General features: G+C 69.9%; 12 protein-coding genes and 1 pseudogene. 11 read left to right on the top strand and 2 right to left on the bottom strand.

The window, feature by feature from the left end:
• On the bottom strand, positions 1–331 hold a 331-nt coding region (locus AOK23_RS36390), incomplete at its 3' end, for a LacI family DNA-binding transcriptional regulator (RefSeq protein ID WP_157878254.1).
• A gap of 157 nt (positions 332–488) precedes the next feature.
• Between AOK23_RS36390 and AOK23_RS36385 the strand changes: the two genes are divergently transcribed.
• From AOK23_RS36385 to AOK23_RS36335, 11 genes are all read left to right on the top strand, one after another.
• Positions 489–1,748, top strand: a complete 1,260-nt coding sequence (locus AOK23_RS36385; protein WP_055716783.1) for an MFS transporter — start codon at positions 489–491, stop codon at positions 1,746–1,748.
• A 9-nt stretch (positions 1,749–1,757) separates the two neighbouring features.
• A complete protein-coding gene (pafA, locus tag AOK23_RS36380; RefSeq protein WP_055517796.1) occupies positions 1,758–3,119 on the top strand; it encodes a Pup--protein ligase in 1,362 nt (453 codons plus the stop codon).
• A 167-nt stretch (positions 3,120–3,286) separates the two neighbouring features.
• On the top strand, positions 3,287–4,279 hold the full coding sequence (locus AOK23_RS36375; protein WP_055716782.1) for an FKBP-type peptidyl-prolyl cis-trans isomerase: 993 nt from the start codon (positions 3,287–3,289) through the stop codon (positions 4,277–4,279).
• Positions 4,280–4,339: 60 nt separating this feature from the next.
• Positions 4,340–4,711 carry an FKBP-type peptidyl-prolyl cis-trans isomerase gene (locus AOK23_RS36370; protein WP_055517799.1) on the top strand — a complete coding sequence of 124 codons (372 nt, stop codon included), beginning with the start codon at positions 4,340–4,342 and terminating at the stop codon, positions 4,709–4,711.
• A 147-nt stretch (positions 4,712–4,858) separates the two neighbouring features.
• Positions 4,859–5,812, top strand: coding sequence for a helix-turn-helix transcriptional regulator (locus AOK23_RS36365; protein ID WP_055716781.1), 954 nt, complete (start codon positions 4,859–4,861; stop codon positions 5,810–5,812).
• A gap of 14 nt (positions 5,813–5,826) precedes the next feature.
• Positions 5,827–6,906, top strand: a complete 1,080-nt coding sequence (locus AOK23_RS36360; RefSeq protein WP_107102957.1) for a helix-turn-helix transcriptional regulator — start codon at positions 5,827–5,829, stop codon at positions 6,904–6,906.
• Positions 6,907–6,965: 59 nt separating this feature from the next.
• On the top strand, positions 6,966–7,226 hold the full coding sequence (locus AOK23_RS36355; RefSeq protein WP_055716780.1) for a hypothetical protein: 261 nt from the start codon (positions 6,966–6,968) through the stop codon (positions 7,224–7,226).
• A gap of 9 nt (positions 7,227–7,235) precedes the next feature.
• Complete coding sequence (locus AOK23_RS36350) at positions 7,236–7,430, top strand: hypothetical protein (RefSeq protein WP_055716779.1); 195 nt, start codon at positions 7,236–7,238, stop codon at positions 7,428–7,430.
• Positions 7,431–7,866: 436 nt separating this feature from the next.
• Positions 7,867–8,151 carry a Sec-independent protein translocase subunit TatA gene (gene tatA / locus AOK23_RS36345; RefSeq protein WP_055716778.1) on the top strand — a complete coding sequence of 95 codons (285 nt, stop codon included), beginning with the start codon at positions 7,867–7,869 and terminating at the stop codon, positions 8,149–8,151.
• A 50-nt stretch (positions 8,152–8,201) separates the two neighbouring features.
• Positions 8,202–9,164 (top strand): twin-arginine translocase subunit TatC, encoded by a 963-nt coding sequence (gene tatC / locus AOK23_RS36340; protein ID WP_055716777.1) that lies wholly within the window; start codon positions 8,202–8,204, stop codon positions 9,162–9,164.
• Positions 9,165–9,845: 681 nt separating this feature from the next.
• On the top strand, positions 9,846–12,695 hold the full coding sequence (locus tag AOK23_RS36335) for a DEAD/DEAH box helicase (protein ID WP_055716776.1): 2,850 nt from the start codon (positions 9,846–9,848) through the stop codon (positions 12,693–12,695).
• Between the two features lie 121 nt (positions 12,696–12,816).
• Here the strand turns inward: AOK23_RS36335 and AOK23_RS36330 are convergent.
• Positions 12,817–13,821: pseudogene (locus AOK23_RS36330) on the bottom strand (allophanate hydrolase-related protein); the annotation flags it as partial.
• Between the last annotated feature and the right edge of the window lie 13 nt (positions 13,822–13,834).

Raw genomic sequence — 13,834 nt, 5'->3', positions numbered from 1 at the left:
CGCCGACGCCTTCGGGGGAGGGGTAGAGGACGACGCCGAAGCCGTGCCGGGCGGCGACGCGGGCGGCTCCGGTGTAGACGCCGCCGAAGAACTCGGTGGTGAGGGCGGGGACGACGAGGAGGACGGTGCGGGTGCGGCCGAGGCGGAGGTTGCGTGCGGCGAGGTTGGGCCGGTAGCCGAGGTCGCGGGCGGCTTCGCGGACGCGTTCGGCGGTGGTCTCGGAGACGCGCCCGCGCCATTTGTCGCCGAGGACGAGGGAGACGGCGGCCTGGGAGACGCCGGCGGCCTGGGCGACGTCACGGCTCGTGGGCCGTGTACTACCTCGTGCCACGGTGGGCGTGCTCCTTCGTGGGCCTCGTGCGTATGGACGCGTGGTCAGCGCTCATGGTACGTATGACTACGGACGTTATACGTAACACTTCCTCCGTCGGCTCCCTCTGGACCGGCGGGAGCCGACGAGCCGACGAGAGTCGTCCGAGGGGCGGAACATGGCAGCCGGATACCTGGAGATCCTCAGGGCGCGGCACGCCGCGCGTCTGCTGGCGGGCACCCTGGTGGGGCGGTTGCCGAACGCGACGGCCGCCATCGCGATCGTGCTGTTCGTGCGCGCGGAGGGCGGCACGTACAGCCTGGCGGGGGCGCTGGCCGCCGTGTACGGCGTGGCGAACGCGGTGGGGCAGCCGCTGCTGGGCCGTCTGGTGGATCTGCGCGGGCAGCCGCGGGTGCAGCTGCCCGCGGCGCTGGTGTCGGCGCTCGGCATGACCGTCTTCGCGCTCTCGGGGCTGGATCCGCTGCCGGTCGCGTATCTCTCGATGGCGGTCGCGGGGCTGTTCACGCCCCCGCTGGAGGGCGGGCTGCGGGCCCTGTGGTCGTCGGTCCTGCGCCGGGAGGAGCAGGTGCACACGGCGTACGCGATGGACGCGGTGGCCCAGGAGATCATGTTCACCGTGGGGCCGCTGCTGGTGACGCTGTGCGTGGCGCTCTGGTCCGCGGCGGCGGCGCTGGTCGTGCTCAACGTCATCGGGGTGCTCGGCGCGCTGTGGGTGGTGGTCTCGCCGCCGTCCCGGGCCTGGCGGTCGGCGCCGCGCGAGGCGCACTGGCTGGGCGCGCTGCGCTCGCCGGGGATGCTGGCGCTGCTCGGCGCCTTCCTGTTCGTGGGGATCGCGCTGGGGTCGATCACCGTCGCCGCGGTGTCGTACGCGGACGGCCATGGCGGGGACGCGGTCTACGGCTGGCTGATGGCGGGCGTGGGCCTGGGCGCGCTCGTCGGCGGCACGGCGTACGGGGCGCGGCGGTGGAGCGGGGCGCCCGAGCGGCGGTTGCAGGTCCTGGTGGGGCTGCTGGCGGTCTGCTACGTGCCGTTGACGCTGATGCCGGGTCCGGTCGGGATGACAGGGCTGACGACGCTCGCGGGGGTGTTCCTGGCGCCGGCGATCGCGTGCGGGTTCGTGCTGGTGGACCGGCACGCGCCGCGGGGGACGGTGACGGAGGCGTTCTCGTGGATCGTGACGACGTTCACTGTGGGCCAGTCGGTGGGTACGGCGGTGGCGGGGCCGGTCGTGGAGTGGGGCGGGACGCTGTGGGGCTTCGTGGTGCCGGGTGCCGCGGGGGCCGTGTCGCTGCTGGTTCTGCTGGCGACGGGACGGGTTCTGGCTGTTCCCTCGGGGGGTGCGGTGGTTGCGGTCTCATCGGAAAATGATCCAAACCGTGCTGTCGAACCCCGTTTCAGGTCGGTGGATCGGGCGTAATGTTCAGTCATGGACCGCCGCATTTTCGGGCTGGAGAACGAGTACGGCGTCACGTGCACGTTCAGGGGACAGCGCCGTCTGTCTCCTGACGAGGTGGCGCGGTACCTCTTCCGCCGTGTCGTGTCATGGGGCCGCAGCAGCAATGTGTTTCTGCGGAACGGGGCCCGCCTCTATCTCGACGTGGGCTCACATCCGGAATACGCGACACCCGAATGTGACAACGTGACCGAGCTGGTCACTCACGACAAGGCCGGCGAGCGCATTCTGGAAGGACTGCTGGTCGACGCCGAACGCCGCCTGCACGAGGAGGGAATCGCGGGCGACGTCTACCTCTTCAAGAACAACACGGACTCGGCGGGCAACTCATACGGTTGCCATGAGAACTATCTGGTGGCGCGGCACGGGGAGTTCTCCCGGCTCGCGGACATCCTCATTCCGTTCCTGGTCACGCGGCAGTTGCTGTGTGGCGCGGGCAAGGTGCTGCAGACGCCGCGTGGTGCGGTGTACTGCGTGAGTCAGCGTGCGGAGCACATCTGGGAGGGCGTCAGCTCCGCGACGACGCGTTCCCGGCCGATCATCAACACGCGTGACGAGCCGCACGCGGACGCGGAGCGGTACCGCCGGCTCCATGTGATCGTGGGCGACTCGAACATGTCCGAGACGACCATGCTGCTGAAGGTCGGTGCCACCGATCTGGTGCTGCGCATGATCGAGGCGGGCACGGTGATGCGGGACCTGACGCTGGAGAACCCGATCCGGGCGATCCGTGAGGTCAGCCATGACATCACGGGCCGGCGCAAGGTGCGGCTGGCCAGCGGCCGGGAGGCGTCGGCGCTGGAGGTGCAGCGCGAGTACTTCGAGAAGGCCGTGGACTTCTGCGAGCGGCGCGGTATCCGTACGGGCACCGTGGAGCAGGTCCTGGAGCTGTGGGGTCGCACGCTGGACGCGATCGAGGCCGAGGACCTGGACCGGATCGGTACCGAAATCGACTGGGTGATGAAGTACAAGCTCATCGAGCGGTACCGGGCCAAGCACAACATGACCATGTCGCATCCGCGGGTCGCGCAGATAGACCTCGCGTATCACGACATTCACCGTCGTCGTGGGTTGTACTACCTCCTGGAGAGGAAAGGTCAAGCCGCCCGGATCTGCAATGACTTGAAGATCTTCGAGGGCAAGTCGGTTCCGCCGCAGACGACTCGGGCGCGGCTGCGTGGTGACTTCATCCGGCGGGCGCAGGAACAGCGCCGGGATTTCACGGTCGACTGGGTGCATCTGAAGCTCAACGACCAGGCGCAGCGCACGGTGTTGTGCAAGGACCCGTTCCGTTCGGTGGACGACCGGGTGGAGAAGCTGATCGCCGGAATGTGAGCCGGAATGTTCCGGGTGTGTCTCCCGCCCTCGAAATTCACCCGGGCGGGAGGCCTCTGAGTCGGAACGCAACGCGGGGCGCCGTACGTTTGCCGTACGGCGCCCTTCTCACGCCGTAGAGTTGCGCGCACGCATCCGACAAGATCGACCGATACGAGGCCCTCACCGTGCGCCGACGCTCACTCCTCATCGCTGTCCCCGCTGGACTGGTCACGCTCGCCGCCTGTGGTGACGACAAGTCCGACTCGGCCAAGGCCAGCAGCAGCCCGTCCGCGTCGGCGAGCGCGGCGAAGCCGCCGAAGATCGTGGACGGTCCGCTGCCCGCGATCACGGCCGGGGTGAAGTTCGACGAGAAGCCGACCGTCGCGAAGGGCAGTGGGGACCCGTCGAAGAACCTGGCCGTGAAGACGGTCATCGCGGGCACCGGGAGGACCGTCGCCGAGGGCGACTACATCCAGGCGAACTACCTGGGGCAGATCTGGAAGACGGCCAAGGTCTTCGACAACTCCTACGACCGCAAGACGCCGCTGGTCATCCAGCTGACCCCGCAGGGCATCATCGACGGCTGGCGCTATGCGCTGACCGGCAAGAAGGCCGGCAGCCGGGTCCAGATGGCCGTGCCGCCGACCTGGGGCTACGGCAAGCAGGGGAACGCCCAGGCGGGCATCAAGGGCGACGATACGCTGGTCTTCGTCGTGGACATCCAGAACACGTTCAACGCCAAGAGCTCCGCCAAGGGCAAGAACGTCCCGCAGAACGACGCGAAGCTGCCGAAGGTGAGCACGAACACCGACGGCAAGGCCCCCACCGTCGACATCCCGAAGGTGGACCCGCCGACCGACCTGGCCGCGACGTACATCATCGAGGGCGACGGCCCGGAGGTCGCCGCCGACGACAGCCTGCTGGTGCAGTACAAGGGCGTCATCTGGGACACCGGCAAGGAGTTCGACTCCTCGTACAGCCGGGACGCGCTGAGCTCGTTCGGGATGCAGCAGGTCGTCAAGGGCTGGCAGCAGGGCATGGCGGGCAAGAAGGTGGGCAGCCGCCTGCTGATCGTGATTCCGCCGAAGCTGGGTTACGGCGACACGCCGCCGAGTGGCAGCGACATCAAGAAGGACTCCACGATGGTCTTCACCGTGGACATCCTCGCGAAGATGTGAGACGCGGGATGCGAGACTGTCCCGCGTTGTCTTTTCGTACAAGAGCAGGAGCCTGAAGACGTGAGCATTGAGAAGCCCGAGATCGACTTCCCCGGTGGCGAGCCCCCGAAGGACCTTGAGATCAAGGACATCTGGGAGGGCGAGGGCGAGGTCGCGCAGGCGGGCCAGACCGTCACCGTGCACTACGTGGGCGTGTCCTTCAGCACCGGCGAAGAGTTCGACGCCAGCTGGAACCGTGGTACGCCGTTCCGCTTCCCGCTCGGTGGTGGCCGTGTCATCAAGGGCTGGGACCAGGGCGTGCAGGGCATGAAGGTCGGCGGCCGCCGCCAGCTGACCATCCCGGCGCACCTCGCCTACGGCAACCAGAGCCCGACCCCGGCGATCAAGCCGGGCGAGACGCTGATCTTCGTGGTCGACCTGCTCGGGGTCTGATCACCGTACGACCGGAGCGGCCCGGTCCTGTGACCGGAGCCGACCACCTGGGGTCCATGCCTGCCCGGGCATGGGCCCTCGGCTTTTGCCGCGACGCTCGGTAGCGGTACGGTCGTGCCGCAGAAGCACCCATAGGGAAGGGCGTCGATGGCCATTGCCAAGGCCGAGCGGTTGATGAACCTGGCGCTGTGTCTGCTGGGGACGCGCCGGCCGCTCAGCAAGCGCGAGCTGCGGGAGTCCATCGAGGCCTATCTGGAAGCCGGGTCCGACGACTCGTTCAACCGTATGTTCGAGCGCGACAAGGATGATCTGCGCGAACTCGGCCTGGTCATCGAGACGGTGGAGAACCTCGACGGCGAGGTCGGCTACCAGGCCCGCCGCGACAGCAACAGCCTCCCGCCCATCACCCTCGACGCCGAGGAGGCCGCCGCCCTCGGGCTCGCCGCCAAGGTGTGGCAGCAGGCCCGCCTCGCCGGTGCCGCGAGCGGCGCCCTGCAGAAGCTGCGCGCGGCCGGCCTCCCCGAGGACGTCGACCCGTACGAGGCCCACGGGGCGCTGGAGCCGCGCATCCCGGTGCACGAGACCGCCTTCGAGCCGCTGATGCTGGCCTGCCGGGACCGCCGCCCAGTGGTGTTCGAGTACCGCAAGGCCACCGCCGCCCGCCCCGAGCCCCGCCATGTGGAGCCGTGGGCGCTGGAGTGCTGGCGCGGCCACTGGTACCTCGCCGGTTTCGACCGGGACCGGGGCGCCGAGCGGGTCTTCCGGCTGTCGCGGATCACCGGCAAGGTGCGCAGCCGGGGCGGCGCCTTCACCGCCGAGGTCCCGGACGTCGTCACGGTGCGGGAGACCGTCGCGAGCTGGGCGGGGGAGACCGCCGACCGCTCCGCGCTGATCCGGCTCCGCTCGGGCGCCGGCTACCCGCTGCGGGCCAGGGCCACCGCCGTGCGGGAACTCGGCGACGGCTGGGACGAGTTGGAGATTCCGTACGGGCACGGTCTGGACGCCTGGCTGGTCGAGTTCGGGCCCGACGTGGTCGTCCTGGACCCCGCCGAACTGCGGGCCGACGTGGTGGACCGGCTGCGTGCCGTGGCCAAGGGTTGAGGGGACGTAAGAAAGTGGTGGGAAAACCGGCCCGGCCGGCGAACGCCATCGACCAGACCCGGCGGATGCTCTCCCTGGTCACGTATCTGCGCGAGCGCCCCGGCGCCCGTATCGAGGACGTGGCCCGCGCCTTCGGGATCACCGAGGACGAGCTGGTGTCGGACCTCGATGTGCTGCCCATGTGCGGGACCAGCTTCCGCGGCGGTGACCTGCTCGACATCGACACCGACGGCGAGCGGATCTGGTGGCACAACCCGGCCGCGCTCGGGGCGGAGGCCGCCGAGCCGCTGAGGCTGGCCGCCGACGAGGCCACCGCCCTGCTCGTGGCCGCCCGTGCGGTCGCCACGCTGCCCGGGCTGCGCGAGAGCGACCGGCAGGCGCTGCTGCGGGCCACCGCCAAGGTGGAGGCTGCCGCGGGCGAGGCGGCCGGGGCCAGCTCCCGGCTGTCGGTGACCTTCGAGTCGGAGGGCGGTGTCTTCGCCGACGTCGACCGGGCCATCTCGGAGCGCCGACGCCTGTGGATCCGGTACTACTCGCCGGCCCGCGACGAGGTCACCGAACGGGAGATCGACCCGATTCGCCTGGTCAGCGTGGGTCACACCTATGTCGAGGCATGGTGCCGCCGCTCGGAGGCGCGCCGGACCTTCCGCCTCGACCGGGTCGCCGAGATCAAGATCCTCGACGAGCCGTCCGCGCCGCCCGAGATCGAACTGCGGGATCTGTCGGAGGCGCTGGTGCAGCCGGCCGCCGAGGACCCGGAGGTCGTCGTCGAGGTCGGGCCCGGCGGGCGGTGGGTCGCCGAGTACTACCCGCACGACAGCGCCGAGGAGCTCCCCGACGGCGGGCTGCGCATCACCCTGCGCACCCCCGACCCCGCCTCGCTGCGACGGCTCGCACTGCGGCTCGGGCCGGACGGGCGGATCGTCTCGCCCCAGGACCTGGCCGACAGCGCCCGCCGGGCGGCCCGTGAGGCCCTGGCGGCCTACGACGAGGTCGTAACGGCGTACGACGGGCTCGACGCCCGGCTCGGTGCGTCCCATGCGGCCGGTGGAGTGCAGGAGCGGCAGTACGACAGACAGGAGCGAGGGCTGTGAACGGCGGGTCGGCTGTGTCCGGGGTTCAGGGGCTGCAGGGTTTACAGGGCGTGCCGGAGATGTCGGCGGCGGTCGCGTTCGCGGGGATGAAGCGGGTGGTCGACGTGGTGTTCAGGGCCGGATGCCCCGACTGCCGGGCCAACGTCGAACTCGGCGCGAGCGCGCTGCGGCTGGCCATCGGTGCCACCAGCAAGACCACGTTCTACTCCTTCACCTGCCCCGAGTGCGGTGTCGCCGTCCGTAAACCGGCCGGGGAGCGCATCGTCGAGCTGCTGACCGGGGGCGGCGTGCGGACGCTGCGGCTCCATTCGCCGGGCTAGGGTCGTCGCATGTTCTGGCCGATGTTCGCTGTCGCTATGGGTTTTCTGGGGCTCACCGTGCTGGGGGTGCTCGCCGTCCGGGTCTTCGTCGAGGCCCAGCGGCTGGGCCGGCAGGTCACCGAGTCGGCGCGGCGGATCAACAGGGCGGCGGAGGACCTGGAGCGGGCGACGGCGAGCGCGGCCCGCTCCGCGGACGCGCTGTGAGCGGCCGGACTGCTCCGTGAACACGGCGGGAGCGGCCGGCTTCTCCGCAGACGCGGCGGGAGCGGCCGGCCTGCTCCGTGGACGCGATGTGAGCCGCTGGCCTGCTCCGTGGCCGTGCTGTGCGCGGTCGACCCGCTCTGTGGACACGCCGTGAGGTAAGAGCGTGGCTGCTGTGAGGTGCGGGCGTGCCTGCTGTGAGTCGGTGGGCCTGTGCGGTTTGCGCCACTTCGCCCTGTCACCTTCCTACCTTCGGCAGGTACGCTGCCTGACGCGGCCCGGTGAACGAGGCCAGGGTCGCGCGAATCGGGAGTACGCACAGGGATTGCCTCTGATTCACCCCTGAGCGTTACGATCGCTGCCAGTACGATCGTTCGGACACTTGTCCGACCGGTCGGACAGCCCCCACCCGCCGCCTCGGTGAAGAAGGTAGACAGCTATGGGTAGGCTCGGCCCCACCGAGATCATTCTGATCCTCGTCGTCGTCATTCTGCTGTTCGGTGCGAAGAAGCTCCCGGACATGGCGCGCTCGCTCGGCAAGTCCGCCCGCATCCTCAAGAGCGAGGCGAAGGCCATGAAGAGCGACGGCCAGGAGGACACCACCACCTCCGCCGCGCCTCCGCACGCCGGCGACACCCCGGCTCAGCGCACCATCCAGGCCGCGCCCGGTGACGTGACCAGCTCCCGCCCGGTCGCGGAGCCGACGGACACGACCAAGCGCTGACGCAGGGCCGGACGAGACATCCGGCCCGCCGCACGAGATGAGGACGTGGGTTGCTCAAGTCTGCCCGCAAGACGGAGAAGGATCCCGAGGGGCGGATGCCCCTCGCGGAGCACTTGCGCGAGCTGCGAAACCGTCTGGTGAAGAGCCTGCTGGCGATCGTCGTGGCGACCGTCATCGCAGCCCTCTTCTACAAGGACATCATCCAGTTCTTCACCGATCCCATCCTCCGCGCGGTGGGATGCGAATACTCCTTCGCCGAGCTGGCGAAGAACACCAATGAGACGGCGTGCGCGCGCATCGTGCAGAACGGTCTGCTGAGCCCGTTCACCCTCGCCCTGACGGTTTCCCTGTCATCGGGCGTGGTGCTCGCCGCCCCGGTGTGGCTGTACCAGCTCTGGGCGTTCGTCGCTCCGGGTCTGCACCGGAACGAGAAGAAGTACGGCCTCGGGTTCGTGGCGGCGGGCTTCCCGCTGTTCGTCATGGGTGCCTACTTCGCGTACTGGTCGCTGCCCAAGATGGCGTCGGTGATGTTGGAGTTCTCCATCATCGGCAGCGACAACCAGCTCCCCCTCGACGATCTGCTGAACCTGATCATGCGAATGATCGTCGTCTTCGGCCTCTCCTTCGAGCTGCCGCTGCTGCTGGTGATGCTGAACTTCGGTGGGGTGCTCTCAGGTAAGAAGATGGCCGGCTGGTGGCGGGGCATGATCCTCGGCATCACCCTGTTCGCGGCGATCGCCACTCCCAGCACCGACCCCATTTCCATGCTGGCGCTGGCCGGTCCCATCTGGATCCTGTACTTCGCCGCGTCGGCCATCGCACTGGTCAACGACAAGCGTCGGGCCCGCGTCGAGGCCATGAAGCCGGGCGACGACGAGGCATCCGAGCTGGACCTCACCCCCGAGGACATCGGCGAGGTCGAGACCGTGTCGGTCAGCAAGGCGCTGCCGTCCCCGTCCCCGTCACCTGAGACGGAACGCGACCGGATCAACGGCTACGACGACGTCACCTGAGCACAAGAGCGCTTTGAGCACGAAGGAAGGAGCGGCCCACCGCAGTGTGGGCCGCTCCTCGTGGTTTGCGTCCGGTGCGTGCGACGTCAGATGCTGGGCGAACCGCCCAAGGACCAGGTGCCACCGTCCGCACCATCGTTCTGGATGTCCCACTTGACGTGACCGTCAGCAGTCCAGCCGCCGGTCGTGCTGCTGTGGAACTTGGCACCGGTGGCCCGCGTGGCGCCGGAATCGTCGAGATGACAGCGAGAAGCCCGAAGTTCTGGTTCCTCTGGGCCGTGTTGTTCCTCTCCAGCCGGAGATTCAGCGTGAGCTGCTCCATCCGGGTGCTCACGCCGCCGCCGTCCTTCCATGAGATGTCGGCACACACGTTGTAGTCATTGTCGGCGCTTCGGTGGACACGCCGCAGCGGCCACGGCCGATCCGGGCGTCATCACGACGGTCCCCAGTGCGGCCATTCCAACGGCTGCCGCAGCGCTGGTCAGGCGCGCGATCTTGCGTTCCATGATTCCCCTCGTTCCAGCGGATCAAGTCGGGCATGGGCATGTGCATGAAGAGCCGCGCCCGGGTTGATCTTTATGCGAAGGTTCATTCGACGCCGCGACTCTGGCAGGCCGGGTGAAAGCGCTTGTGGGGCGGGGTGAGGTCGTTCCCGGAGGCTGGGGCTGACCGATCCGGATAATGATCGTCCCGTTGTCAGTGGGGCCCGGTACGCTCGAAAGCACGATGACAGAGGATCTCTCACCGGCCGAGCGGTATGCGGCAGCACGTAGGCGCGCTGCCGAGCAGGCCACCGCGCTCGCGTCCTTCCGCGAGATGTACGACTTCGGCCTCGACCCCTTCCAGATCGAGGCCTGCCAGGCGCTCGAGGCGGGCAAGGGCGTCCTGGTGGCCGCCCCCACCGGCTCGGGCAAGACGATCGTCGGCGAGTTCGCCGTCCACCTCGCCCTGAAACAGGGCAAGAAGTGCTTCTACACGACACCCATCAAGGCCCTGTCGAACCAGAAGTACGCCGACCTGTGCCGCCGTTACGGCGCAGACCAGGTCGGACTCCTCACCGGCGACAACAGCGTCAACTCCGACGCCCCGGTGGTCGTGATGACCACCGAGGTCCTGCGGAACATGCTGTACGCGGGCTCCCAGACCCTCCGCGGCCTCGGCTACGTGGTCATGGACGAGGTGCACTACCTCTCCGACCGCTTCCGCGGCGCCGTCTGGGAAGAGGTGATCATCCACCTCCCCGAGTCGGTCACCCTCGTCTCCCTCTCGGCGACCGTGTCGAACGCCGAGGAGTTCGGCGACTGGCTGGACACCGTGCGCGGCGACACCGAGGTGATCGTCTCCGAGCACCGGCCCGTGCCGCTGTTCCAGCACGTGCTCGCCGGCCGGCGGATGTACGACCTCTTCGAGGAGGGCGAGGGCCACCGCAAGGCCGTCAACCCCGACCTCACGCGCATGGCCCGCATGGAGGCCAGCCGCCCCTCCTACCAGGACCGCAGACGGGGCCGCGCCATGCGCGAGGCCGACCGTGAGCGCGAGCGCCGCCAGCGCTCCCGCATCTGGATCCCGAGCCGGCCGGAAGTCATCGAACGGCTCGACTCCGAAGGCCTGTTGCCGGCCATCACCTTCATCTTCAGCCGTGCCGCCTGCGAGGCCGCCGTCCAGCAGTGCCTGCACGCGGGCCTGCGCCTCAACGACGACGACGCACGCCTCAGGGTGCGCGCCCTCGTCGAGGAGCGCACGGCGTCCATCCCCTCCGAGGACCTCCACGTCCTCGGCTACTTCGAGTGGCTGGAAGGCCTGGAGCGCGGGATAGCAGCCCATCACGCGGGCATGCTGCCGACGTTCAAGGAGGTCGTCGAGGAACTGTTCGTACGCGGCCTGGTCAAGGCCGTGTTCGCCACCGAGACCCTCGCCCTCGGCATCAACATGCCCGCCCGCTCGGTGGTGCTGGAGAAGCTCGTCAAGTGGAACGGCGAGCAGCACGCCGACATCACCCCCGGCGAGTACACCCAGTTGACCGGCCGCGCCGGCCGCCGCGGCATCGACGTCGAGGGCCACGCCGTCGTGCTGTGGCAGCGCGGCATGAACCCCGATCACCTCGCCGGACTCGCGGGCACCCGCACCTATCCGCTGCGCTCCAGCTTCAAGCCGTCGTACAACATGGCGGTCAACCTGGTCGAACAGTTCGGCCGGCACCGCTCGCGGGAGTTGCTGGAGACGTCCTTCGCGCAGTTCCAGGCCGACAAGTCCGTCGTCGGCATCTCCCGCCAGGTCCAGCGCAACGAGGAGGGGCTCGAGGGCTACAAGGAGTCCATGACCTGCCACCTCGGGGACTTCGAGGAGTACGCCCGCCTCCGGCGTGACCTGAAGGACCGGGAGACCGAACTGGCCAAGCAGGGCGCGGCCCAGCGGCGCGCCGAGGCCGCCGTGGCCCTGGAGAAGCTCAAGCCGGGCGACGTCATCCACGTCCCGACCGGCAAGTACGCGGGGCTCGCCCTGGTGCTGGACCCCGGGCTGCCCGCCGGGCGGTCCAACGGCCACCGCGGCTTCGAGTACCACGACGGGCCGCGCCCGCTGGTGCTCACCGCCGAGCGGCAGGTCAAGCGGCTGGCGTCGATGGACTTCCCGGTGCCCGTCGAGGCGCTGGAGCGGATGCGGATCCCGAAGTCCTTCAACCCCCGCTCGCCGCAGTCCCGCCGCGATCTGGCGTCCGCGCTGCGCACGAAGGCCGGCCACCTGGTGCCCGACCGGCACCGCAAGCGGCGCTCCGCCGCCGCCGACGACCGTGAGATCGCACGGCTGCGCGCCGATCTGCGGGCCCACCCCTGCCACGGGTGCAGCGACCGCGAGGACCACGCCCGCTGGGCGGAGCGCTACTACCGGCTCAAGCGGGACACTACGCAGCTGGAGCGGCGCATCGAGGGCCGCACCAACACGATCGCCCGCACCTTCGACCGGATCGTCGCGCTCCTGACCGAGCTGGACTATCTGCGGGGCAACGAGGTCACCGAGCACGGCAAGCGGCTCGCCCGCCTCTACGGCGAGCTGGACCTGCTGGCCAGTGAATGCCTGCGCGCCGGCGTCTGGGAGGGCCTCGGCCCCGCGGAACTCGCCGCCTGTGTCTCCGCGCTCGTCTACGAGGCCCGGGTCGGCGACGACGCGATGGCACCGAAGCTGCCGTCGGGCGCCGCGAAGGCCGCGCTCGGCGAGATGGTGCGGATCTGGGGGCGGCTGGACGCGCTGGAGGAGGAGTTCCGGATCACCCAGAGCGAAGGGGTCGGACAGCGCGAGCCCGACCTCGGCTTCGCCTGGGCCGCGTACATGTGGGCCTCCGGGAAGGGACTCGACGAGGTGCTGCGTGAGGCGGACATGCCGGCCGGTGACTTCGTGCGGTGGTGCAAGCAGGTGATCGACGTGCTGGGCCAGATCTCGGCGGCGGCCCCTTCGGGGTCGACCGTGGGCAAGAGTGCGCGCAAGGCGGTCGACGAGCTGTTGCGGGGGGTTGTGGCCTACTCCTCGGTGGGGTGACACCTACGGGAGGGGACGGCGGGGACGCCCAGCGGGGTGGCGTGCGGGTTGTTCGGCGGGTGCGGGTGCGGGGGCTGTGTGGCTGGTTGCGCAGTTCCCCGCGTCCCTGACTGGTCCGGGGTCATGGGGTTCCCTCGGGTTCCCCGTGCGTCAGGAAGGATCTCCAGCCGCCGTACCGGGTGATGTCCTCGGCGTCCCGCAAGGCTGCCGGTTCGCAGAGGAAGCCGGGGGTTCTCGTGCCGTCGGCCAGCCGCACACTGCCCAGGGTCATCGGGTGGGGGAGTGCCGTCAGGAGGCGGCCCAGGCCCTCCGCCGGGAGGCGCCAGATCTCCGTCTCGATCGCGGCGCCGCCCTCGCCGACGTGGACCAGGCCCGGCTTCGGCGGTGACGTCCGCAGGGCATGGAGGCGATAGACCGGCGCGGTCGTCGTCGTGCGCTCCAGGCGGGCGCCCAGGGCGAGGAGCTGGGGGTTCAGAGGCTGGCCCGAAAGGTGGGCGCCGACCACGGCCAGCCGGGTCTCCGGCGTGAGGAGCGCGGCGATCCGGGCCAGCCGCCCGTCCGTGAACGCCGGGCCGATCAGCATCACACCGAAGGGCAGGCCGTTCACCTCGCCCGCCGGGGCGGCGACGGCCGCCAGGTCGAACAGGTTCGTCGAGTTGGTGAAGCGGCCCAGGCGGGCATTGGCGCCCAGCGGGTCGGCGGCCACGTCGGCGAGGGTCGGGTGCCCGGGGGCCGTCGGCAGCAGCAGGGCGTCCGCGTCGGCCAGTTCGGCGAGGGCGTGGGCGCGCAAGGCGGCCAGCCGGTCCTGGTCGGCGAACAGTTGATGGGCCGGGAGCTCGCGGGCGCGGCTGATGATGCCGGCCACGGTGGGGTCGAGACAGTCCACACCGTCGGCGAGCGCCTTGTCGACGAAGGCGCCCACCGCCGTGTACCGCTCCGCCACGAACGCGCCCTGGTACAGCATCGCGGCCGCCTCGGTGAACGGGGTGAGGTCCAGGGCGCGGATCTCCACGCCCGCGTCGCCCAGTCGCGTCACCGCCGCCTCGTACGCCTCCGCCCAGCCGTCGTCCAGTTCGCCGAGCTGCTCGCGCGGCGGGACGGCGACCCGCCACGGGCCGGGTGTGCGCGCTTATACACAT

Source organism: Streptomyces torulosus, from assembly GCF_001419765.1.
GTDB lineage: Bacteria > Actinomycetota > Actinomycetes > Streptomycetales > Streptomycetaceae > Streptomyces > Streptomyces torulosus.
Note: the sequence above shows the minus strand (reverse complement) of the source record. Positions and strands in the feature narration are given on the sequence as shown.

What these genes read in the sequence shown, in the direction of transcription:
- AOK23_RS36355 (WP_055716780.1), top strand. Translation starts at nt 6,966, where the DNA reads ATGTCGGCGGCGGTCGCGTTCGCGGGGATGAAGCGGGTGGTCGACGTG.
- AOK23_RS36385 (WP_055716783.1), top strand. Translation starts at nt 489, where the DNA reads ATGGCAGCCGGATACCTGGAGATCCTCAGGGCGCGGCACGCCGCGCGT.
- pafA (WP_055517796.1), top strand. Translation starts at nt 1,758, where the DNA reads ATGGACCGCCGCATTTTCGGGCTGGAGAACGAGTACGGCGTCACGTGC.
- AOK23_RS36365 (WP_055716781.1), top strand. Translation starts at nt 4,859, where the DNA reads ATGGCCATTGCCAAGGCCGAGCGGTTGATGAACCTGGCGCTGTGTCTG.
- tatA (WP_055716778.1), top strand. Translation starts at nt 7,867, where the DNA reads ATGGGTAGGCTCGGCCCCACCGAGATCATTCTGATCCTCGTCGTCGTC.
- AOK23_RS36335 (WP_055716776.1), top strand. Translation starts at nt 9,846, where the DNA reads ATGATCGTCCCGTTGTCAGTGGGGCCCGGTACGCTCGAAAGCACGATG.
- AOK23_RS36350 (WP_055716779.1), top strand. Translation starts at nt 7,236, where the DNA reads ATGTTCTGGCCGATGTTCGCTGTCGCTATGGGTTTTCTGGGGCTCACC.